This window comes from Aquimarina sp. (assembly GCF_977115655.1).
In genome coordinates this window covers 116782-141296 of the sequence record NZ_CDSBKO010000004.1, presented here as the reverse complement: position 1 = coordinate 141296, position 24515 = coordinate 116782, and the positions used below count along the sequence as shown (strand labels likewise).

Annotated in this window: 19 protein-coding genes; 11 read left to right on the top strand and 8 right to left on the bottom strand. The window is 31.7% G+C overall.

Annotation, left to right across the window (positions count from 1 at the left end; genetic code table 11):
• Positions 1–322: 322 nt before the first annotated feature.
• Positions 323–1585: a serine hydrolase gene (locus ACZIYX_RS03240; RefSeq protein ID WP_462680755.1), complete on the bottom strand. Its 1263-nt coding sequence runs from the start codon at positions 1583–1585 to the stop codon at positions 323–325.
• A 3-nt stretch (positions 1586–1588) separates the two neighbouring features.
• A complete protein-coding gene (locus ACZIYX_RS03235; RefSeq protein WP_462680754.1) occupies positions 1589–4501 on the bottom strand; it encodes a PEP/pyruvate-binding domain-containing protein in 2913 nt (970 codons plus the stop codon).
• A gap of 202 nt (positions 4502–4703) precedes the next feature.
• On the opposite strand from ACZIYX_RS03235, the gene ACZIYX_RS03230 reads away from it, so the two are divergent.
• From ACZIYX_RS03230 to ACZIYX_RS03200, 7 genes are all read left to right on the top strand, one after another.
• Positions 4704–5399, top strand: coding sequence for a hypothetical protein (locus tag ACZIYX_RS03230; protein ID WP_462680753.1), 696 nt, complete (start codon positions 4704–4706; stop codon positions 5397–5399).
• Between the two features lie 75 nt (positions 5400–5474).
• On the top strand, positions 5475–5723 hold the full coding sequence (locus ACZIYX_RS03225) for a hypothetical protein (protein WP_462680752.1): 249 nt from the start codon (positions 5475–5477) through the stop codon (positions 5721–5723).
• Between the two features lie 220 nt (positions 5724–5943).
• Positions 5944–7476 carry a GNAT family N-acetyltransferase gene (locus ACZIYX_RS03220; protein ID WP_462680751.1) on the top strand — a complete coding sequence of 511 codons (1533 nt, stop codon included), beginning with the start codon at positions 5944–5946 and terminating at the stop codon, positions 7474–7476.
• A 72-nt stretch (positions 7477–7548) separates the two neighbouring features.
• Complete coding sequence (ppk2, locus tag ACZIYX_RS03215) at positions 7549–8283, top strand: polyphosphate kinase 2 (protein WP_462680750.1); 735 nt, start codon at positions 7549–7551, stop codon at positions 8281–8283.
• A 5-nt stretch (positions 8284–8288) separates the two neighbouring features.
• Positions 8289–9230 (top strand): TerC/Alx family metal homeostasis membrane protein, encoded by a 942-nt coding sequence (locus tag ACZIYX_RS03210; protein WP_462680749.1) that lies wholly within the window; start codon positions 8289–8291, stop codon positions 9228–9230.
• An 85-nt stretch (positions 9231–9315) separates the two neighbouring features.
• Complete coding sequence (locus tag ACZIYX_RS03205; RefSeq protein WP_462680748.1) at positions 9316–9687, top strand: hypothetical protein; 372 nt, start codon at positions 9316–9318, stop codon at positions 9685–9687.
• A 21-nt stretch (positions 9688–9708) separates the two neighbouring features.
• Positions 9709–9933: a hypothetical protein gene (locus ACZIYX_RS03200; RefSeq protein ID WP_462680747.1), complete on the top strand. Its 225-nt coding sequence runs from the start codon at positions 9709–9711 to the stop codon at positions 9931–9933.
• A gap of 201 nt (positions 9934–10134) precedes the next feature.
• Here ACZIYX_RS03200 and corA read toward each other — a convergent pair whose 3' ends face one another.
• The gene (gene corA / locus ACZIYX_RS03195) at positions 10135–11202 is read right to left on the bottom strand and encodes a magnesium/cobalt transporter CorA (RefSeq protein ID WP_462680746.1); all 1068 of its coding nucleotides are present in this window, start codon (positions 11200–11202) and stop codon (positions 10135–10137) included.
• A gap of 76 nt (positions 11203–11278) precedes the next feature.
• On the opposite strand from corA, the gene ACZIYX_RS03190 reads away from it, so the two are divergent.
• The 4 genes from ACZIYX_RS03190 to ACZIYX_RS03175 all read left to right on the top strand — a co-directional run bounded on the left by ACZIYX_RS03190 (position 11279) and on the right by ACZIYX_RS03175 (position 18069).
• Positions 11279–12163: a mechanosensitive ion channel domain-containing protein gene (locus ACZIYX_RS03190; RefSeq protein ID WP_462680745.1), complete on the top strand. Its 885-nt coding sequence runs from the start codon at positions 11279–11281 to the stop codon at positions 12161–12163.
• A 450-nt stretch (positions 12164–12613) separates the two neighbouring features.
• The gene (locus ACZIYX_RS03185) at positions 12614–13177 is read left to right on the top strand and encodes a Crp/Fnr family transcriptional regulator (protein WP_462680760.1); all 564 of its coding nucleotides are present in this window, start codon (positions 12614–12616) and stop codon (positions 13175–13177) included.
• 1107 nt (positions 13178–14284) lie between these two features.
• Entirely contained in the window at positions 14285–15049 is a 765-nt protein-coding gene (gene map / locus ACZIYX_RS03180) for a type I methionyl aminopeptidase (protein ID WP_462680744.1), read from the top strand.
• A gap of 845 nt (positions 15050–15894) precedes the next feature.
• A complete protein-coding gene (locus tag ACZIYX_RS03175) occupies positions 15895–18069 on the top strand; it encodes a tetratricopeptide repeat-containing hybrid sensor histidine kinase/response regulator (RefSeq protein WP_462680743.1) in 2175 nt (724 codons plus the stop codon).
• 21 nt (positions 18070–18090) lie between these two features.
• On the opposite strand, the gene ACZIYX_RS03170 is transcribed toward ACZIYX_RS03175, so the two are convergent.
• From ACZIYX_RS03170 to ACZIYX_RS03150, 5 genes are all read right to left on the bottom strand, one after another.
• Positions 18091–18675, bottom strand: a complete 585-nt coding sequence (locus ACZIYX_RS03170; RefSeq protein WP_462680742.1) for a uracil-DNA glycosylase family protein — start codon at positions 18673–18675, stop codon at positions 18091–18093.
• Positions 18676–18817: 142 nt separating this feature from the next.
• Positions 18818–19291, bottom strand: coding sequence for a YHS domain-containing (seleno)protein (locus tag ACZIYX_RS03165; RefSeq protein ID WP_462680741.1), 474 nt, complete (start codon positions 19289–19291; stop codon positions 18818–18820).
• A 125-nt stretch (positions 19292–19416) separates the two neighbouring features.
• The gene (locus ACZIYX_RS03160) at positions 19417–19767 is read right to left on the bottom strand and encodes a hypothetical protein (RefSeq protein WP_462680740.1); all 351 of its coding nucleotides are present in this window, start codon (positions 19765–19767) and stop codon (positions 19417–19419) included.
• Between the two features lie 92 nt (positions 19768–19859).
• The gene (locus ACZIYX_RS03155; RefSeq protein ID WP_462680739.1) at positions 19860–20900 is read right to left on the bottom strand and encodes a helix-turn-helix domain-containing protein; all 1041 of its coding nucleotides are present in this window, start codon (positions 20898–20900) and stop codon (positions 19860–19862) included.
• Between the two features lie 114 nt (positions 20901–21014).
• Entirely contained in the window at positions 21015–24173 is a 3159-nt protein-coding gene (locus ACZIYX_RS03150; protein WP_462680738.1) for a cytochrome c biogenesis protein, read from the bottom strand.
• Between the last annotated feature and the right edge of the window lie 342 nt (positions 24174–24515).

The window sequence follows — 24515 nt, the reverse complement described above, 5'->3', positions numbered from 1 at the left end:
TGGTGTAAAATTCTAAATAATATGCATGGCAATTCTCATCCTTTTTGGGTGGGAAATCGAAAAAACAGTTTAAGAAATTGTTATGAAAAACACGTACATCGACCTGCTACAAGGTGCAGGAGATAACTACAACACTTACATCGATCTGTCGCAAGGGTGCAGGAGATCAATAAGACATTAAAAAAGCAACTTATATGCTTTTTGTTTTTATGAGCTTTTACTCCTCAAAAGCTGCTTTTTAAAACAAAAAAAACAACCTTGGACAGGGTTGTTTTTTAATAATTCGTATACTGGTTTAGCTTAAAGAATCAGTCTGCAAGCTTTACTTTTCTTTAATAGCTTTATCTATATTACCAGCCAGGTACATGTGGTCACTGGCAGAATTTTTTCGCAATACATTTGTCATTAAACACACCATATATTTTGTACCATCGGTGTGCTCTATAATCGCCACAGAGTTCATGTAATTAGATACATTTCCTTTATACTTGCCGCACTCTTCCCCTTTAGAGCGGTCACACTTATACAAGCTTCCGGATTTAAAATAAACTGCTGCTTCCCTTAATTGTGGTGCTTGTGCATACCGTATCCGCCTGTCGGTCATGTACATTAACCTCTTGATCTCTAAGCTAGAATTTTCGTCTATAATCTTTCCTTGCTCTAGTTGTAGCATCCATTTCATCACTCCCAAAGGAGATCCTATGCTCCCACCCTTATCCCCTACATACTGGTTGGCCCCTTTGGTAAAAAAACTACCCAAACGCCATTCATCAGCAGTTATTCCTAAATCCCTAAGCGGCAGGTTAACTACATCATTGCCCAAATCGGTTAGCTCTTTTTTTGGGGTTTCTTTAAAATACGCATCTGCTTCCTCTTGTGTTAATAAAGGGTATTTGTCTTTAAAAGCAGCCATTAGCATGGCTTCTCTCCATACTACACTTGCTGCTCCGTTATTGCTTACCGATAATGTATGGTCTATCCACTCGTATAGTGTAAAAACATCACTGGCTACAACTTGTCGTTTTTGGAGCTTATTGGTTTCGATATTAAAAACAGGAACGGTATGCTCGTCTGTCAATGCCCAATTGCCCGCTTTTACAGATTTGTTTTTTAACAGTTCTACCCGTTTGTCCCAGGAATCGGGATATATTTTTTGTAATTGCGCAAATAATGCGGTAGCCACGGCTAGTTTGCCCACACTGCCCGGTTGGTATCCCTTGGTTTCGTTTTGTTGTGCGTATCGCAAAGAATCTGCACAAGTAATATCCAAAATGGTTACCGAATAGCTTTTATCTAACCTGGGAAACAGGGCATTTATTTTTTTCTGAAGCCCTGGGTCTTCTACCAAAATGTTTTTGGTACTATCTTGTTTTCGTAAAAGCAGATGTAATGTAATATCGTTTATAGATTTAAAAGCTCCCGGGGGGAGTCCTGCATCGGGAAGATCCCCGGCAACAGAAAGTTGTAATCTTTTTAACCTTTTGATACCAGTAGACGCATATCCATCTATAGGATAATGATTGGGTATGGTAAATGCTGTACAAATAAAAACGATAGTTATTAATACGATTAATTTAGTTTTCATTTTTTATAGTGGTGTTGAAAGTAATATTTCTTTTTTAGTGTTAATTTTTGGGGTTATAGATTCCAGATATTCAGATCCCAATGCTTTTTTGTTTTCTACAAAAGGACGAATCTGAAAAAGCCACAGCTTGTTTTCTTTAAAACCTAGCTCTACATCATACGCTCCTTTGTAATTGGATGCTGTTTTTTTGGCCAGGGTTTTTCGTATATCGGATGCCAGACTTTTAATTTGATCTATATTATTTGCATTAAGTATAGCTCTTTCAAAAGTTGCTACTTTTTTTCCTGTGCCTCCTGTAGCCGGCAATGTATTGTGATATGCCTCGCGCGCAGGAGAAATTAGCTCATAATCCCCATTTTCTTTAATCACATAAGATTCTGCTGCCTGACCATCTACCGCTCCGCCTGCTCCCCTGCTAAATGCAATGGTTAAGTCCTGTTCATTGCCCGAGGATATACCTTTGGTAATAAGTACCCCGGAGTACTCTACATCTACCGTTGGTATAACCAATATAGACGGAAAAACATTTTCGGGGTTCAGCAAATATTTTTGCCTCCACTTAAAACTGCGTTCTATATATGGGGATGCCCACACATCTTTGATTCCTTGAATAATTTTATCTTTTTCTAAGGTGTTAAAAATAGTAAGGTTTAATCCTGCCCCTGTAAAGTCTTTAAGGTCCTCCATATTAGTATCGCTTCGCAAAAAAACAGGAACACTACCAATAGGTTTGCCAAAAACAGAGGTAAACGAGTGTGTTATTTCTGTTACAAATCCTGGTTTTAACGGCATTGTTTTAATGGCAGCCCTTAGGGTTTCTAATTGCCCTAACTGAAACTTTTCAATTTCATGTTCTGCTATGCCCTGCCCTCTTTTTTTATCTGCTTCTATAAACATGTTTGTTAAAAACTGCCAGTATGAGATGGTTTGACCTGGCATGGTTTGGCTCATGTGTTCTCTAAATATCCCAAAAGGGATCACAAAACCTTCTACCACATTATCGGGGAACATTTCTTTTAGTTGCCCTAAGTTTGCTGCTTTTGGCCCGCAAAGTTTCCCCGAGTCTTTTGCATTTACATCTCTTAGGTTTACAATGTTTTTTTGATCTAACCGAATATCTTGCACCGGTACTTCTATTTTATCTTCTTTACGAACTTTTTTTGCAAAAAGGGCTTTTTCTTCTGCACTCATCGCAAGTTCTTCTTTTATGAACACTGTTCCTTTGTTAGATACTGCATAAAATACCTTTTTACCCTGGTATGCTTTTAGCTCTTCTAGGTTTTCATTGGATAATGCCGCGTTTGGAATCCCCAGGTTACGGGCCAACAACTGTACGTGCGATACCAGGTTACCTTCTGCCACTGTGGCAATACCTGCTACGGGTTTTAAGTCTGAAGGAGCCCGCTCGAAAACATAAATTTTATCTGCGGTTACCTCTATTTCTTCAGGAGGACCACTGTGAACTACCAGTTCCCCAAAAGCATACCCCGGGTTTAACCCCCGTATGGTACTCTGGTTGGTAACCGATAATACTTTATTGTTCAAAGAGGATTCTTTAGCAATAAAACTTCCCAGTTCCCCCACAGATTTTCCTAATTGCAAAGCTATCGAGGATCGAATCCTGTCGTCTATAAAACTATATGCTTTAGGCTCAAAACCTGTATAAATTTGTACAACATCATGATATTCAGATTTTACCATTGCAGAGCTCCACTCTACTACGCTCCTAGCGCTTTCCAACTTTTTTGTTAATTCGCTTATAGATAATTGATCTTGTTTTTCTAATGCAAGCAATGGTTCTATTTTTTGCCATTCCCATAGCTCTATACTACCGTTTCCTGCACTAGCCATAGCCAGTGCATTTATTTTATCTAACTGCTCCCCTACTGTATAGGGTGTCCATAATGCTGCTTGTTTATAAATAAAGTTTTCCAGTTCATTTGCTATATCTAACAATAATAACCTTTGAAAAGCTTTTTTTTCGTTAACTATTTCTTGTCTAATAGCAATTAACATCTTTGCACTTTCTGCGGTAAGCGTTGCAGGTATATCTTTATCTGCGTTATTCTTTACAAAAGTTGTAAGCTTATTGGTTAAGGAAGCGTTTGCAGACAAGGCGTTTATCTTTTTGTTAAGGCTTTTTAAATGGATTGGTTTGTGAAATTTTTGCAGGGTAAGTATCAACTCATCGATCTTTATGGATATATCCTTGTTGATTTTTGTACTGTTTTCTTTTTTAAACTGTATTGTTTTTTCGATATCGGTAATTTCCGGATTGCTATGTATTTTTACGCGCAAATCCATAAATTTTGGATATAGGTCTGAAATCACTTTGGATTGCACACGCATTAATTGCGAAACATTATCATCGCCTTTGTGCGGGATATCTTTTAACGATTGTAATACCAGATAATATTTTTTTTCTAAAACATTATCCTTAGCCAGCAGCCATTTATAAAATTTAATGCCCCAAGCTTCTTCATCTTCAATTTGTATGGCCCCCCTGTAAAACTGTCCTTTTTGATTTATCCAACCATCGTCTATACGGGCCAAATATTTGCCCAACTGGTATTGCTTTAAACGCGAATGGTTTTTAGGTTCATCCCAAAAATCATTCTTATCGGTATACGATAAAATTTGCCCAAGAAAAATATGGTTGCTTTTTGCCAAAGCTTCTACCTCCTCTTTATATGTAGCATGTTGCACTCCTCCTATAGAATCGGGACAAGGATCTTTTGGTTGCCTAACAGTACCATTATCACAAAACCACCGAATACTTTTATAGGGCCCTCTGGCATCATTTTTATATTTTTCGATCTGATCCTTTATTGTCTCATTACTTAATACTGGTTGAGAATATCCACAAAACTGTACCAATAAGCATATTACCACAAAAAGAGATACTTTTTTTTTCATTTCCTTACTTTTAAAATCAATATTTATGACACCCTATCTTTTTTAAAGTCACAAAAAATTCTTGATAGCTATTTGAGGGCTAAAAGAAGTAATCCAAAATCCTTTGTGCAAAAAAAATATCTCAAAAAAGTTTATATCCTTTTTTTAATAAAAATGTGACTTATATACTTTTATGTGTCCAAGTAATAAATTCAAAAAATTAATGAACACACATTTTAAGGTTGAACCTTTATCTTTTAAAACCATAAATGAACTACCCAATAGCTGGACAACCAAAGATTACTCAAACCTATTAGAGGTTTTGGATTATGGGGACACTGCCAACATAATGAAAGAAGAGCTAAAAGATCTATGCCTGATATCACTATCTGACAATCTTCCGGAAGATGCTGCTCAAATAATTTTGAAATATATTTTTAAGGATAAATTAAATCGGGGGCAATTAGATAATTTATCTCATGAAATGCAAGAAGAAAAAATGTGGGAAGAGTATGCAGACTTGTCTATGCACGAAAACTTTTTTAATGCAACGCAAATACTTTATGAAGCATTTAATGGAAAATTTCCCCATCCTGAGGCTGTAAATTTTAAAGTTAGAATAACTTCTGACACCTTTGGTCTTGAATTATTCAAACATAACCCGGAAGCTTTATTAATAAAAATATTAACAAAAGGAATGCCCGATAACACTTTAATAAAACGGTTGTTTAAAGACCAATTGATAAAAGGTAGTTTTAAGGAAGCAAAAGATATTTTATGGCAACTAAAAATGGAAGAAGTAAAAGAAAAATCCCTTGTTTTTGACATAATTACTTCTTTATACTGGTTTAAAGATTTTAAATATTCAAGTCCTTTTGAAGCAATTATTAATAACGAAATTTTAATTGTACAAAAATAAAAGAACAGAATAATACTATTAAATTTAGTATAAAAAACAATTCATGTTTTTTTGGTTCACAAAAAGTTGTAAGAAATGAAAAAAAAGAATAAAAAAAGAAAATCATATAAAAATTACTCTGATGTTGTACCAATAGCAGAAGTAAAAAAGCGTTTCAAACATATAACCCCAAGATCTTCTCCTAATAACCAAACCAACATAAGTATTCAAAATAAAAATGAAATGTTTTATGGATTTAAAGAATTTATAGAAGATCATAAATTAATTATATCGTTTGTAGGACTAACTTTAATTCTTGTATTTTTGGCACTATTATCAAAATAAAAAACAAACAGAAACAAAAGACTGTTTAAATAATATGCTACATCAAGCCTTGTCGTCCTTTTGTTAAGGTGTCTGAAAAGACTTGGTATTAAAAAAGAAATAGAATTACAGAACTTATTTGGAGTTATATTATCTATTTTTAATAACTATAGCATAACAGTATTCTATTTTGCGTAAATCACAAAAAACAAACCGCCGAAAAAAACATTTAATTAATATAATGGATATACAGAACATAGAGAACATCGAACTCAAATACCTTGCCTTAAGCGATTATCAAGAGTTAAAAGAAGCTATGATACAGGCGTATCTAACTATGCCCAATGCATACTGGAAAGAACACCAGATAGAATCTTTAATAAATAAATTTCCTGAAGGTCAAATTGTAATCAAGGTCAATAACCAAATAGCCGGATGTGCCTTATCTCTTATTCTGAATTATGATCAATTTGATAATAGCCATACTTATAAAGATATTACAGGAGATTATACATTTAGAACACACACAAATACCGGTGACATATTATATGGTATTGATATTTTTATTAAACCAGAGTTTAGAGGGTTACGTTTGGGAAGGCGGTTATATGATTATAGAAAAGAACTTTGTGAAAAACTAAATTTAAGGGGTATTGCTTTTGGTGGCAGAATCCCGGGGTATCATAAGTTTTCTGACACCTTAAGCCCAAAAGAATATATAGAAAAAGTAAAACGAAAAGAGATTAATGACCCTGTTTTAAATTTTCAAATATCCAATGATTTTCATCCGGCAAAGATATTAAAAGGATATCTGGAAGGAGATGATGACTCCAATGATTTTGCTGTACTTTTAGAATGGGATAACATATATTATGAAAAACCAACCAAAAAAGTAGTCACCCAAAAAAAAATTATCCGTTTAGGGTTGATACAATGGCAAATGCGGTCTTATAAAAATCTGGACGAGCTACTACAACAGGCAGAATATTTTATTGATGCAGTTGCCGGGTACAGATCTGATTTTGCATTGTTTCCCGAGTTTTTCAATGCGCCGTTAATGGCAGAAAACAATCACCTGTCTGAGGCTGACGCTATACGTGAGTTGGCAAAACATACCGAAGCCATTATAAAAAAATTCTCTGAGTTCTCCATTTCATATAACATCAATATTATTTCTGGTAGTATGCCCGAAATCAGAAACGATCGATTATATAATGTAGGATATCTCTGTAAACGGGATGGTACTGTAGAGAGATACGAAAAGTTACATGTTACCCCTGATGAGGCCAAGGTATGGGGAATGCAAGGTGGTAATGAATTAAAAGCTTTTGATACAGATTGCGGAAAAATAGGAATTTTAATATGCTATGATTCTGAATTTCCTGAATTAAGTCGTTTACTGGCCGATGAGGGAATGGATATTTTATTTATACCTTTTTTAACAGATACACAAAACGGGTACTCCAGGGTACGAAACTGCGCGCAGGCAAGAGCCATAGAAAACGAATGCTATGTAGCTATTGCTGGTAGCGTAGGTAACTTGCCAAATGTACATAATATGGATATCCAGTTTGCACAATCTATGGTGTTTACTCCTTGTGATTTTTCTTTTCCTACCAATGGGATTAAAGCTGAAGCGACCCCAAATACCGAAATGATTTTGATTGCAGATGTTGATATTGACCTTTTAAGAGAGCTAAATCAATTTGGGGCTGTTAGAAACCTAAAAGATCGAAGAAAAGATCTTTTTGATCTGAAAAAGAAGATTAAGTAAAGACCTGCAAGCTATTTCTTAGAGGGGGTACAACAAAAAAATGCTTACTATAAAAAAAATGCTTATTAAAAAATGAGGCTTTTAAACTCGGAAGAAGATCCGGAATACATTAATTTGCAAACAGAACTGGTTTGGCTTCAACAACATATCAAAGAGACCAATCAAAGAGTTATATTGCTTTTTGAAGGCAGGGACACAGCAGGAAAAGGAGGTGCTATTATGCGATTTATACGTTTTTTAAACCCTCGTATATTTAAAGTAGTTGCGTTATCAAAGCCTACAGAGCGAGAATCCGGGCAATGGTATTTTCAACGATATATAGAACACCTTCCCGGGCCTGGAGAAATTGTTTTTTTTGACCGTAGCTGGTATAACAGAGCTGTTGTAGAACCAGTAATGGAGTTTTGTACGCAAGAACAACATGATCTTTTTAACAAACAAGTGGTTCAATTAGAAAATATGCTTATCGAGGATGGTATACATCTTTTTAAATTTTGGTTCTCTATTGATGCCGAAGAGCAGAAAAAAAGATTAGAAGAACGTGTTCACAATCCATTAAAACAATGGAAATTAAGTGGCGTAGATGTACAAGCACAATCAAAATGGTCAATTTTTACAGCATATAAAGAAAAAATGTTCAAAAATACCTCTACTATAAATTCTCCTTGGATAGTGATAAATGGAAATGACAGAGATAAAGCCAGAAAAGAAGCCATGAGGTATTTACTGCACCATTTAGAATATAACAAAAAAGGAAATACTTTGGAACGCTTGGTTCCGGATAGCTTAATTATTAAAACCGTATAAACAAAATGATTTGGGCAGGATTAATAGTACTTGTTATTATCTTATTAATGATAGATCTTTTATTGCTTCATAAAAAAGGAAAGCCTATTACCCATAAAAAAGTAGCGATAGAAACTTTGTTGTGGGTTATGATTGCCGGGGCGTTTTCTTTTGTTATCTACCGGGTTTATGATTTGCAACTTATAGATAATAGCAATCAATTGTCGCCATCTGAAGCTGTTGTAAAATACATTACCGGTTATTTGATAGAACTATCCCTTAGTGTAGACAATTTATTTGTTATCGCCATGATATTTTCATCCTTTAAAATCCCTGTGAAACATCAACACAAAGTTTTATTCTGGGGTATTCTTGGCGCTATTGTTTTTAGGGCATTAATGATCTGGGCCGGGGTGATTTTGATTCATAAATTAAGCTGGATTACCTATGTGTTTGGTGTTTTTTTATTGTTTACTGCTTTTAAAATGCTGGTAAAAGAAGAGGATCAAACAAAACCTTCAGGATTCAAAAACTATCTGTACAAACATCTTAAAGTAAGTAACACCCTTAATGGAGAAAAATTTTGGGTAGTCGAAAATGGTGTAAAAATGGTTACCCCGTTAATGGTGGCCCTTATAATGATAGAACTAACTGATTTGCTTTTTGCAGTAGATAGTATCCCTGCTATACTTGCTGTTACCACAGATCCTTTTTTAGTATTTAGTTCTAACATATTTGCTGTTTTGGGATTACGATCCATGTATTTTTTTCTTGCCAATATGCTCGAAAAATTTCATTATCTCAAATACAGCGTTTTTGCCATATTGGTTTTTGTTTCCCTTAAACTTATCACACTTCATTTTTATAAGTTTCCAGAATGGTTTTCCTTAACTTTTATTGCAGTATCCCTGTTACTGGGCATACTGGTATCTTTGTCTTCTAAACCAAAAAAAAATATTGATTTTTGAGTGACCTAAATAATTTTTTTGGGTCATAATATACGTCAAATGATATTTGACAAACTAAAAACATTAACTACTTAAATTAAAAAAAATGAAAAATATAAAAAACATTTCGGCACTAATAATAGCTCTTCTATTTGTGTCTTACACTGGTATCTCACAGGAAGAAAGTGAAGAGGTATCTTTGGAAACACAAACGATAAAAGGAATATTTGATGGTTATGAGGACGGATCTTATAGCTTTAAGTACAAAAATGAAGACGGAGATAATGATGTGATCTTTTTTGACAAAATCAAACCTGAGTTATTAAAAGTATATGACCTGAATAGTGGAAAATTAAAAGGAAAAACTTTTGAAATTACTTTTGAGACTATAGAAGAGGAAGAAATAGGTGATGATGGGGATTCTGAATACAATAGAACCAAAATAATTACTTTACTAAAACAAATTCAAATCAAATAAACCTTCATAATTTACAATAAAATGAAACTAAACAGAATTTTAATTCTTTTATCTCTTCTTACTTTGTGTTTTTTTTCTTGTAAAGACACTAAAAAAACAGAAAATACCAATACCGAAGAAGTTATACCAAAAGATAATGAAAATGAGGATATCGATAAAGGGGCTATAAAAGAACCTGAAAAAGAAGATTCCTTACTTAAAGAGGATGTAGAAAAAACAGAATCCACTTCGGATAGTCTTAAATAGTGTAATGGCATAATACAAAAAGATATTTGATAGTCATATTGAGCTTGTCGAAACACAAGGCAACAACCTTAGATCAAGCTCACAAGGTATGCTTACAAAACATATATTGTGGGGGGATCAAATAACAAGGGGTTAAAAACGTTGGTTTTACAGGTATTCGACAAGCTCATATTGATAATTTATACTAGTTTTAAAATGGTATCAAAGCCATTTTTTTCTTTTAAAAAAATACAATAAACCAAGAAATACAAAGATCATTACCCCCCAAAGTATATAATACCCGTATTTTAGTTTCAATTCTGGTATATTTTCAAAATTCATCCCATAAATACCTGCAAGAAAAGTTAATGGAATAAATATCGATGACATAATAGTAAGAACCTTCATTACTTCGTTCATTTTATTACTAATGGTGGTCATATACATATCCATTAATCCCCATGTCATATCCCTGTATATTTCGATATTTTCAGATACCTGTATAATGTGATCGTACAAATCCCTGAGGTAAAATTGTGTTTTTTCTGTAATCAGGTAATGCTCGCTTTTCTCGATCCTGTTTACAACTTCCCGTAATGGAAAAACAGCTCTTCTTATCTTTAAAACTTCCCTTTTAAGACTTTGTATATCATACGTAATATCATCATTAGGTTTTTCTTCAAACAAATCGTCTTCTAATTCTTCTATTTTATCTCCCATCGCCTCTATAAGGTTAAAATAGTTATCCACCACAGAGTCCATCAGGGCGTATAATAAATAATCTGATCCCATAGACCGAACTCTTCCTTTTCCCAATCGTATACGGTTTCTGATAGAATCAAAAACATCTCCATCTGCTTCTTGAAAAGATATTACATAAGTATTGCCCATTACAAAACTTATATGCTCCATGCATAATTTTTCATCTTTGTCAAAATAAAGCATTTTTAAAACCACAAAAAGGTATTTCTCGTACTCTTCAATTTTTGGTCTTTGGTCTGTATTGGCAATATCTTCTAATATTAAAGGGTGCAGATCATAATGCTCTCCTATTTTTTCAATGGCTTCTGTATGATTAAGCCCATTAATATTAATCCATGTAACAGGTTCTGAATCTGAATACTTAAATGCTTCCTCTATACTATTTAGTTCTTTTTCTTCAAAAAAATCATTATCATAATCAAATACTTCAATATACAAATCCCCAGAAGTTTTATTTCCTGTATATACAACCGTTCCTGGTGCTAAACCAAATTGTTTTTCTGCTGGCGAAGAAGCAGTCTTTTTCATTTTTTGTTTTTCTAAACACACAATGTAGTATAATTAAAATATCTTTACAAAAAACTGTCTTGAAAAAGCAATAATCATGGATAAAATTATCGCAATTTTTGATACTCCTGTTTTTATAAATATAACTTCTGTTTTTTTATTGTTCATTGTTATATACATCACTACCAAAGTTTTGCACAAAGTATTCTTCAAACTGGTTAATGATAATGCCTCCAAGTACAAGCTTAAAAAGATTATTACTTTTTTTGGGTATCTCGTTTTTGTTTTTGGTATTTTATTGATCTTTAACACCAAACTTTCGGGTATTGGTACGGCATTAGGAGTTGCCGGAGCAGGTATTGCCTTTGCATTACAAGAAGTAATAGTAAGTGTAGCCGGATATATTGCTGTTTTTTCTGGTAATTTCTACCATGTAGGAGATAGGGTAAAATTAGGCGGTATTAAAGGAGATGTTATTGATATAGGCATTTTACGAACCACACTAATGGAAATTGGGGATTGGGTAGATGGTGATCTTTATAATGGTAAAATGGTAAGGGTGGCCAATAGTTTTATTTTTAAAGAACCTGTTTATAATTATTCTGGTGATTTTCCATTTTTGTGGGATGAAATATATGTTCCTGTCAAAACTAACGGGGATTATATTTATGCAAAAAAAACTTTTACCCGGATTTTAAATGATGAAGTTGGTGATTTTGCTAATTCTTCTCAAATATCCTGGGATAAAATGATAGGGAAATATAATATTGAAAACGCGAGGGTACAACCAATGATAACAATGGTTTTTGATCAAAACTGGATTACCTTTACATTACGCTATGTTGTAGATTTTAAATCCAGAAGAAGTACAAAATCTGTCCTTTATGATAAAATACTTACTGCTATCAAAAACTCTAATGGAAAAATCGAAGTAGCCTCGTCTGCTTTTGAAATTACGGCTTTTCCTAAAGAACGATTTTAAATATTTAATACCATACCAAAAAAATGCCCAAGACAATACTTATCCGGGCTTTATTTATTTTATAGCTTGTTTATCTTTATTAACGCATTTTTAATTTGATATAAATAAAAAACATCATTTCAATTTTATAACAAATTCAAGTATCATACAAAACATAGTTCTGATAAAACAACACAAATATACACCTCGGGCTTACCTTGTTTACAAACGCAACTCTGCCTATTTGGGACTTTTAGCCTTTGGGGTGTCCATAAAAATGAATTATATTTACGGTTCAAGTCACATACAGCAAATATCAGGCATCTGGCGGTTTGCACAAAAATTGAAAATAAGTACATTTAATAAAAACATAGCGGCCTGTCAGGTCGGGGTTTCAAAAATGGCAAACACCCCATATCCAATACATTGTACATAAGCTAAAAACACCAATGAGTAGTATACCTATATTAAATATACATAAATAATTTTATCAACTTAACTGTCGAAGAAGAAACCATTTTACTTTCTAAAATAGTTTGTAGAAATTATCTAAAAGACCAATACATAGTACAACAAGGAGATATCTGCAAAAATACTAATTTCATTATTTCGGGATGTACAAAAACATTCTATATAGACAAAGAAGGTCAGGAACATATAGTAATGTTCTCTATTGAGGACTGGTGGACATCTGATTTAGGAAGTTTTATAACTCAAACTCCCGCAGATTTTAATGTTCAATGTATAGAAAATACCCAACTTATTCAATTTACCAACGATAATCTTGAAGAACTATATAATCAAATCCCAAAACTCGAACGTCTTTTCAGAAAGATTGTAGAGCGAGCATTTATAGCTTCGCAAAAACGTATTATTAGAAATTTCAGTCTGTCTGCAAAAGAACGTTATCTTATTTTTAAAGATAGTTATCCAAATATTGAGCAACGGGTTCCTCAATATATGATAGCTTCATATCTTGGTATTACTAAAGAGTTTTTAAGTAAAATTAAAAGCCAGGTCATACAAAATCAATAAATCTTAAACTAAATTAACATCATTTCATAATCTACTTTATTTTATGAAATTTTAATGTTTTGGAGATTTGTACTGTAATATTTAAAACTAAAAAAGAGGAATATATTATTAAAAAAAATCAATACGATTAATGACATGATCCTTTAGGGAAAAGCCTTGGAAGCTTTTGACCAATTTTATCACGACGCAAGGTGTTGTATCTATTAAGTCCGGATATCTTTTAATTTTAAAAATGAAAAATTGACCGGAAATAGCTTTATTATAGATATGGCAACTATTACCAATACGGATCCTGAAGGGGAATACAAAGGAAAACTTGAAGGTCATCTAAAATCTGATGATTTTTTTTGGCTAAAAAATTTCCGATAGCAAAATTGAACTTTATTAAAGTTAAATCTGTTGGAAAAAACGCTTATGAAGTAATACCATTTTAACTTTGAAATAGCACTAATAAATTATTTCTTTTTCATCTATTCTTCGTTAAAAAATATAACCGTAACTACAGCTATGCTTGATGCCAGATCAAGTCTGGCACAAGTTTTTTGATGGATTGAAAGATAAAGCGATTTATGACGAATTTGATCTGGTTGTCGATTTAGAGTTCTAATATCCTTATATAAGGGGTTGATACCAGAGGCTTGCCTCAAAAACAAAATATATTTTTCAAAAACATACCCCGTGAGCTTGCTCCGGGGTTATTGATTTACTTGATCGCTTAAACAAAAACCAATAAAGGTTTTTTTTGACAACATTTTTTGTCCTGTAAATTTTAAAGATTAAAAAATAACCCTATTTTTATCCTGTTGCGCAACAAGAACATTAGATAATACCATTTTAACTTTGAAACAGCACTAATAAATTATTTATTTTTCATCTGTTCTTCGTTAAAAAATATAACTGTAACTACAGCTATGCTTGATGCCAGATCAAGTCTGGCACAAGTTTTTTGCCTTGAATACTTAAAAAATAAATTCAATTTCTATACGCACTATTTCAAAGTTAAAATGGTATACGATTATATTTGGCGATAAGGAACACCTACGATTTAATCAATAACGGTAAGGCTTATCTTGCATTTGGTGTTCTAACAATTAAAAAAATAAAAAAATGTCAATTACCACAGAATCCGAACTAATCGGAATGAAAAAAGTTAGCGAAGTTGTTGGAACTACACTCAAACTAATGAGAGAATATGCTAAAGTTGGTATGTCTACTAAAGAATTAGATGAGTATGGAGGAAACATTCTAAAAAGTTATGGGGCAAAATCGGCGCCATACAAAACTTATGGTTTTCCTGGGTATTCTTGTATAAGCATAAATGAAGAAGCTGCCCACGGAATACCATCTGAGAAAAAAATACTAAAAGAAGGGGATTTAATTAATATTGATGTATCAGCAGAACTAAATGGCTTTTGGTCTGACAACGGAGGTTCTTTTGTGCTTGGAAAAGATATTAATAACCATCAACCTCTTGTGGATGCTTCCAAAAATATTTTGCATAAAGCTATTAGCAATATAAAAGGTGGCGTAAAAATAGCTGATATTGGGTATTTGATAGAAACTGAAGCAAAAAAGTATGGGTATAAAGTAATTAAAAACCTGGCTGGACACGGAGTTGGAAAGAGCTTGCATGAAGAGCCAGAAAATATTTTGAATTACAGAGTAAAAAACAATCGAGAAAGGTTTAAAAAAAATACGACCGTAGCAATTGAAACTTTTATTTCAACAAATTCGACTATAGCTATTGATTTAAGTGATGGTTGGACTTTGATCGGTAATAAAGGAGGATATGTAACCCAACATGAACATACAATACTTATAACAGATAACTATCCAATTATTTTAACAAAGTCTAATGGCATTTGGGATTAAAAAAACTACTACAAAATAGCAAGTAGGCTAATAATGGATTTTCTCAAAAAGTCAAATAATATCATTTTAACTTTAAAAAGCGAAACTATTGCCATCGACAGCCCCCTTGTTCGGAAGCGGAACAATAAAAGCTATATTTGATTTTAAATTTGAAAATACTTTGAAGCCTGATAACGATTTTTTCTTGGGAAAGGAAAAATCTACAATAAAACAATCACAAAACAATAGTAAGAACATACAATAACTATCCCTCTACCCTAATCCATGATTTGTTATAAAAACAATTTATTTTTAACCTCTCTACACAAGATTTCTTTATTTGTTAAGATACCAAATCAATATTTTAGTTTTTTTTGAAGTAAAAAAAGAAATTCCATCATCATTATCATAATTTTAAATTAAGTCTATATCTCTATTAGCCAATCTAAAAGGTTTGCGCCTTTTTGTTTATGAATTTCAGGCACTTCTTTATTAATATCCTTTTATCACTTTGTATGTTCTATAATTCAAAATACCTATTAATGAACTAAATAAGTCAGGTTTTCATAAATAAAAACTTGATTTATATTACATTTGTTGTTATTAAAGTTTTGGAAAACAAAAAATAACACGCATTGTCATATCATAACTATTAAACTATTAAAGAATATTATGAATAAAAAAATTGTTGATCGGAATATCAAAACTCAATTTCTTCATAATAAAATTATATAAATCGCGTAACGATTAAATATAAAACGATAAAAATTTACTTTTTATAAAGGTATTTTAACCTCTATTCCATTTTTAATTACTCGTTTTTGATGGAATTTTATTTAATTTATCTGTATATACCCCTAAAAGAAATGAAAAAGAGAATATTTATTTTAATAATTATATTATATAATTGCTCAGATGTATTAGGACAAACAAATGATTTACTGTTAAAGGACAGCGTTTATAAATTATTGGATTCTGTTAATATTTTTAATGGATTGGGAAGATTTAAAGAATCTATTGAATATACAAATAGCGCATTAGAATTATCAAAAACTTTAGGAGATACAGAACTAACCATTAAATCTCAAAGAAAATTAGCAGAAATATACTCCAGAATGGGAGATCCTCAAAAAGGAATCTCTACAATTAAAAAGCTAATAGCCGAAATAGAAAATAGTAATTATAAAAAAGAGTTGGCAGACTTATATTGTTTATTAGCATTGTCCTATAAAGAATTAAAAGAATACGATAATGTAGAATATTACCTGAACATTAGTCTTGAAAAATCTAAAAAAATAAATTATAAAAATGGGCAATGGGTTGTGCTCACCAATTTGGGTATCCTTAATTATAGTAGAAAAAAATACCAGGAAGCAAATGCTTATTTCGAAAACCTAAGCTTGTTACCAGAGGCAGAAAATAAACAAAGTATGTCTTTTCCTTACTTTTTTGCACTTACAAAAATAGAATTAGGAGATTACACCAATGCAAAAATTTACCTAGATAAAGCCTATAAAATTAGCGAAGGCAATATTAATAATTTAAAAGTTATGTGTCTGGCTTATATAAAATTATATAAAAAGCAAAATAATTTGAACGAAGCTATGCTATGGCATGAAAAATATATAGAATATGAAACTAATTATCATGAGATATTAAATAAAAACAAAGAAGAAACCCTTCAACTTAAATATGATCTAGAGATCAAGGATAAGCAAATACAAATAGCAAATAAAGAAAAAGAAATTAGGGAAGGAAAAATAAAAACTTCCAGAATAATAATTTATTTTATTACCTTTTTATTAATTGGATTTTTGTTTACTATTTTTTTTATGCACAAGAGCAAACAAAAAGAAAAATCTCTTAACAATAATCTTAAAGAAAAAAATAAAGAACTTTTGATAGCTAAAGAAAAAGTAGAATTTTTATCTAATATAAAATCTAACTTTTTTTCAATGATAAGTCATGAGTTAAGAACTCCTTTATATACAATTACCGGTATTACAGAACTGTTACTTAGTGATACTACAAATAAAAATAAAAACCAAAAAGGATATTTAGAATCCTTAAAATTTGCCGGAAACCATTTAATATCCCTTATCAATAACATTCTTCAAAATAACAAGATTGAAAAAAAAGAGCTAAAAATACATTGTCAATTCTTCAACTTAAAAGAAATAATCAACAATACCTTAAGTGCTTTTGAATATTATGCAGATAAATCTAATAATAAACTTCATCTTGATTTTGATGATAATATTCCCCCTGTTTTGTATGGAGATGTTATAAAATTATCGCAAGTACTTAATAATCTATTAAGTAATGCTATGAAATTTACTTGTAATGGTAATATATGGATAACCGTAAAGAAAGAAGCTAATAGTAGCAACAGATATTTTTTTAGTGTAAAAGATGATGGAGTAGGAATAAATATTGATAAACAAAAAATCATTCTTGATGATCTAAGTCAGGAATCATTGGATTTTGACGATAAATATGAAGGTTCTGGCTTGGGACTACAAATTTCTAAAAAATTATTAAAAATTTTAGGATCAGAAATTAAGGTTACCAGCCAGTTAAACAAGGGGTCTGAATTTTATTTTACCCTTGATTTTACAGAACATTTTTCTTTCAAAAAAGGCAATAACGATACTGAAAAAGCATCCGAAAATGATTTATTGAATATAGAAGTAGCAGTGATCGATGATAATAAAGTAAATCTTGTTCTAACAAAAAAAATACTGGAAAATAAAGGTATTAAGGTTTCTGTTTTTGAAAATCCCATAAAAGCAATTGATGAGATTAAGAAAAAATCTTTCGGGTTGGTTTTAATGGATATTCACATGCCTCCTATAGATGGGTATGAAGCGACTCAAATAATTAGGGAATTTAATACAGATATTCCAATTATTGCTCTTACTGCATCATCTCTTCAGGATAATAAAGAAAGAGCTATTAATGCCGGAATGAATGATTTTATTAACAAACCTTATGTACAAAAAGAGTTTTTTGAAGTTATTTTGAAATATGTAAAAAATTAATCATTTCATCGGCTAGCCCATCTATTTAATTTTAGTTTTTAAAATATTTTTTACTTTTATTTGTAGTTCGGGTATAACTTCTTTTTTAAACCATTCATTCTTTGCCTGCCAAATATTATTTCTTGGTGAAGGGTGTGGCAAAACAAAAAATTCTGGCAGATATTCTTTATAGCTTTTTACTGTATCGGTTAGTGTTTTTTCTAATCTATTCCCTAAATAATACTCTTGTGCATATTTACCTATTAAAAGGATAAGTTGTACGTTTTCAATTTTAGTTAATAGTTTGTTATGCCATAAAGGAGCACATTCTTTTGTTGGTGGGAGATCTCCTGATTTTCCTTTTCCCGGATAACAAAACCCCATAGGAACAAGGGCTATTTGTTTTGAGTTGTAAAACATTTCTGTATTTACCCCCATCCAGGATCTTAAATTTTCTCCGCTTTTATCATCCCATGGTATACCTGTTCTATGAACTATACTCCCGGGAGCTTGCCCTATAATTACTATTTTACTGGACACCTTTGCAGCAACAATTGGTCTTGGTCCTAGTTCTAATTTTGCGGTACACACATCACATTTGGAAATCGATAATAATAATTCTTGCATGACAAAATGATTTATAATGTTGTTTGAAACAATAAAGGGAACACCTCAACAAATCCGGTCAAGGTGTTCTGCATTAAAAAACCTAGTCAACATACATAAAACCTGTTTTTTATTTTATACCAGACTAAACAGCTTCCGTTTTTTAATTATATGTACTGCTAAGCTTTTTCCAATTATTATCTGCTTTAGAAACCAGTTTTTTATGATCCTTTTCTGCCAACCACAACTGTTGTGCATCTAGTTCTATATTATACAAAAACAGAAAATATTTTCCATCTTTTACAACAAACTTATTAGGGTCTGGTCTAAATTTTGCCCCGGCATATACTCCAAATGCACAGTAACCTCCATATTGTGGTAAATACATATTTGGATTTTTATCAAACTTTGCTTTTTGCTCTTCAGAAGTAAAATAATATACTATTTTATTATATTCTGACTTGTACTCTTTATTTCCCCGTTGTGCAATACCCAAATCCAGGTAAGATACCGGGCTATACCCTTCTAGAGCAATATTACTATTATCTATGTTATTACTTTTTTTGTCTTGCGCGGTTATTGCAAAAGATGTCATTACTAAGCTTACCAAAACTATTCTAATTATTAATGTTTTCATTTTTCTAAAATTTTTAAAATTATTATTCATGTAATAAACCCTACCAAAAAACCATATATACACATTTGGTTCGTTTGGCAATTTGTAGTTCATTTATACCAATTACACTTTGAATTATTAATCTTTTATGCGTTAAAATATTCCTCATGTATCACTTTACCATCTTCATTCCATACCCTCCTGATTATTTCATGCCAGTACACAAAACTATTATCTGTCATCTCAAAATCAAAAGTAAACTCAGAAGCTGAGACATTACCATCTACAATAGTATGATGAAGAGTAATACCATTTACTGTTTTGATAGAGCTGGCAAAGCCTTTCATTTTTTCTACCATTTGTGTTTTGTTTTGGGTAGTAACATTGTTATAATCAGAAGTTTTTGCTTCTTCAGCAAAAAATTGTTTTACAGCATCTACTATTGCTCCTTGAGCCACAATACTGTCCATTTCTGTTACTATTTTTTTTATATCCATTGTTTTTATTTTAAATGATTAAACAAATATTGTTTTGTAATTACATTACAAATTTCTGGATATATCAAGGAAAAGGGGCTACAAAAAAAACGCTAGTTCTTGTACTTTTTATTTTTGAAATGTGAAGGGGTTTCTCCTGTATAATGTTTAAAAAAAATAGAAAAATGGTTAGGTTCCTCAAAACCCAGTTCTTGTGAAATGTCTTTAATACTATTATTTTGAGACAAAAGTGATTTTGAAGTATCAATCATTTTGTATCGGATAAGCTGCCCTAAAGAAACCTGCATCTTATCTTTAACTTTTCTGGAAAGAGCTTTAGGCGAAAGATTCATTTTTGAAGCATAAAATTCTAATGTTCTTTCTTTGGTGTGATACTTTTGAAGTAATTCCATAATATCCTGAGAAAATAAATCTCGGTTTTTGTAATCAAAACCCTCTCTAAATTCAATTGGATTTTTACCTTCATTATCTTTAAAAACTCTGGCAAAATATGCCGGGTCTTTATAGCCCAAATCATAGGCTATTTCTTTGATGCTTTTGTCTGTAAAAGCTATCTCTTTTTTGCTTTCCAATAACTTTTTACCAGACATTAGAGTTTTAAGAGAAATTCCTATTTTATTTTTGATTAATGACAGAACATCATATTCTTTTCTGTCTATCATAGCCGTAAGTTCTTTATTGGTAATATTACCCGAATACTTTTCATCAATTATATCTTTGGCATCAAAAATAACCTGATATTCTTCCTTGTTTGCATGAAATGGGTTTTGACAATACCATTGCCGGACCGAAATATCTATTATATGCCCTATCTCTGTTTGGTTCACAATTTTTTGAAAATCATTAGATGGGTCAAAATCAATGTACCCTATAGATATAAGGTGCTTAAATAATACTCTAAACTCTTTATTTTTGAATACAATTTCATCGGGAAATTCAATTTTTTGTATTAAAAAATCACCTGAAAGGAATTTAATATATTGTCCTTTTTCGAGGTAAATAGCTTTGTCTATACAATTATAATAATTCTTAAAATCTACCTGAATACCTCCTGTACCAGAGGTTATTAAAAAAAGAGTATATTGGTTAATAAAATATACTTTATTTATTTCTGGAGTAAATTGTATCAGCACAACGTTAAGATTGAATTAGTATAGTCGCAAATATCATTGCCTAATAACAATCTTCACTTCATTTTTTTCAAAAAAAAATCACTTAAAATAAATCCATTTTATTTAAGTACAATATTATTTATTTTTTTGATAATGTACTTTATATCTCCAATAAGATACCGCTCCCAAAACTGCCCAAAACAGTACAAAATAATATGCTTCTACAGGAGTAACCGCTCTATCGCCACTAGCATAAGAGTGTAACCCTTTTAGGTAAAAATTTACTCCAAAATAAGTCATCATAATAGATAAAACCGCAAAAACAGACATTAGATTAAAAAACCATCTGCCTCTCAATCCGGGAACCAATCTCATGTGGATTACAAATGCATATATCATAATACTGATTAATGCCCAGGTTTCTTTGGGATCCCATCCCCAATAACGCCCCCAACTTTCATTAGCCCACATACCTCCTAAAAAGTTACCTATGGCAAGCATTACTAATCCAATAGTAAGAGCCATTTCATTAATAACAGTAATTTCTTTAATATTAAGATCCATTCGTTTCTTATTGGATTCTGTAGTCAAGATCATTAATAATAAGGCTAAAATGCCTAATATAGCACCTACAAAAAATGGGCCGTAGCTACCCACTATAATAGATACATGTATTAGTACCCAATAAGAATCTAACACTGGTTGTAAGTTTGCAATAGCAGGATCTGTCCAGTTTTGATGTGCAAAAAACAGAATGATTGCTGCAACAAACGTGGTTGCTGCAATTGTTAAGTTGCTTTTTTTACCAAAGGCTAACCCTATAGCCAAAGTCATCCATGCTACATAAATCATAGACTCGTAGGCATCACTCCAGGGTGCATGCCCAGAAACATACCAACGAACAATCAATCCGGCAGTATGCAGTATAAATAGTAAGATTATCAATCCAATAGCACTGTTAACAATTACTTTTATTATTTTAGAATCTTTAAATATTCTAATAATCACAAAAATCATCATCATCAACCCTATCAAACCATAGTATCGGTATAGGGTTCTAAATATATCATATTTATTTAATGCTATTTCTGCTTTTATTTTTTGGTCTGATGGTAATACTTCACTTCCAAATTTTTTCTGAAAGCTTTTTATACTTTCTACATATTGGTTTGGTTTGCTATAATCCCCTGTTTTTCGAGCCTCTTGTAAAGATTGGCGATAAATAGGTATAATCTGTCGGCTATACACAGAATCCATACCCGTAAACTTAAATTCGTTAAGTTCTGGCATAGAAACCCATTTGTTACTTTCGTCTCCCGGAACTGGAAAAACCCGTAAAATACCTCCTCCCAGAGCTTGGTTAAGAAGGTAAAATTTTTCGTGTGTTTTCAGAAAATCCTTTTCGAAACTACTTGGCGTATTGGTACTACTGGCTCTTTCTAAATAAGGAGCCAATTTATAGGATCCATCGGGTTCTACCAGATCGATTAACGATACTCTTCTTTCTGTTTTAGGAACTCCTAGTATTTTACGAATACTATCATTTTCACGCTGAATCTCGATTATTGGAACACTATACCATATAAACGGATTTTCGACCATAGAAACAAATACCTGATCTGCATTCAAACCTTCGTAAGTATCTTTTTTGCTAAGTTTACGCAACAATTCAGAAGAAAAAGTATTTACTGGTTTCATTCTTCCTCTTTCGTCCTGAATCACAATACTACCAAAATTAGCTGCATGTTCTTTAGGAACAACATTAGCCAGAATAATAGAATCCAGTTTTGCTTTACTTGGCAATGCAGACACATGGTTAGTATGATCTGGTTGATTTTGTGCAAAAGAAAACCCTGATAACAGCAATACCAATATCATGGTTAATGCCTTCTTTTTTTGCTTTATTTTACTTAGCATAGATTCTAAATCTTTAAAACGAGACCCTTTGGTAAAAAGAATAAGTATTAATCCCAGATATAGTAACATATATCCTGCATAGGTAATCCAAGTACCCCAACGATCATGATTTACAGATAAAACTGTCCCTTTTTCATCGGGATCAAAAGAAGCCTGAAAAAATCGATATCCTTTATGATCCAAAACATGATTCATATAAATATCATAAGGCCTGGAAGTATTATTTTCTATAATATCTACCTTACTTTTAAATGATTTATATACATTTTTGGTACCAGGGTATTTTTCTGCAATAAAATCATTTAATTTTAATGCAAAAGGCAATTCCATTTGTTTAGAGCCATAATTAAAGTACATATCCAATCCTGCCAATGAGATTTTGATCATGTCATTACTATATCCTTTCCCTCCCAACAATTTAACCTCTTTGGTTTCTCCATTACTAGAAACATTAAAAATCAAAGCATCTTGCTGTCCTTTATCTTTAATCTCTATAGGAGTAATATCATATTTACCTTTAACTACAGGATCCGGAATCACAAATTGCATTCCTGCTGTTTGGTATAAAGATCTAAGCATTAAAGGTTGTAAACTATCTTTAAAAACTAATCCTTGTAACTGATCTGCCATTCTTAAAAAAGATCCTTCAAAAGGAGATTCTATAAAATATTCCTCATTTTTATATGTGATGTTTATTGCTCCTTTTGTTGGATTATTAAAAGCTATTAAGACATTATGTATATTAGACACCTCTCCTTCTTTAAGAAAATGGTCGTGTCGATCTCCATCGCCTGCTTCTACTACCTTAAGATAATTTTCTCCATCCTCTGCTTCTACCAATCCCATTTCTGCTCCCTGAATATAGTTTTTGTATTCAATAACCACAGGTTGCTTATTATAGTCGGTATCTATGGTAAAACTATTATTTGTAGCTTCGGCTAACTCTAAAGGTTCAGAAATTATTCTGCGACGTGGTTCTCCATCTATTTCTCCGTCTAAAAAAATAGTTAAGTATGTTTTTTCTGAAAGAAAATTAGCGGTAGTTTCTCCCTCTCGAATTGGCATGACTCCTTCATAACTAATATAACGAGTTACAAAAGCCCCAATAATTATTAAAATAAAGGATAAGTGTATTAGTAAAGTAGCCCATTTCTCTTTTTTGTATAACCTGTATCGCACTATATTGCCACAAAAATTAATCGCAAAAAACACCATTATAGCTTCAAACCACCATGTGTTATATACCCAAATTCTTGCTGCTGTTGTGCCATGTGCATCTTCCAAAAATGTGCCCACTCCCATAGAGAATGCAAAAACAATAAATAAAACTGCCATTAATCGTGTGGAGAACAAAATACTCGCTAGCTTATCCTGCATAGTAACTTTTTTTTTTTGCTCGGCAAATTTACTGTTTTTAACAGGATAATATACCATGATCTCTTTTTGATTTACAGGTTTAACAGAAGTTTGTATGTAAAATTAAGTATGATATAGGTTGTTTTCTTTCTCTGTGAACAAAATGTAGAAAATTTCCCGATGATTTTCTTCTCTTTGTGCAAAATGTAGAAAGTTGATGGTAATTTTCTTTTTCTTCTTTCTAAAAATTTATAAAAGCAAATGGTTAAGCTCTAAATAGGAACCTCTAAACCTTCAAGGTATATATCAAAAACCCAGATAGACTATAAATGAAAAATGTATATTTTTAAATTATATAAGGTA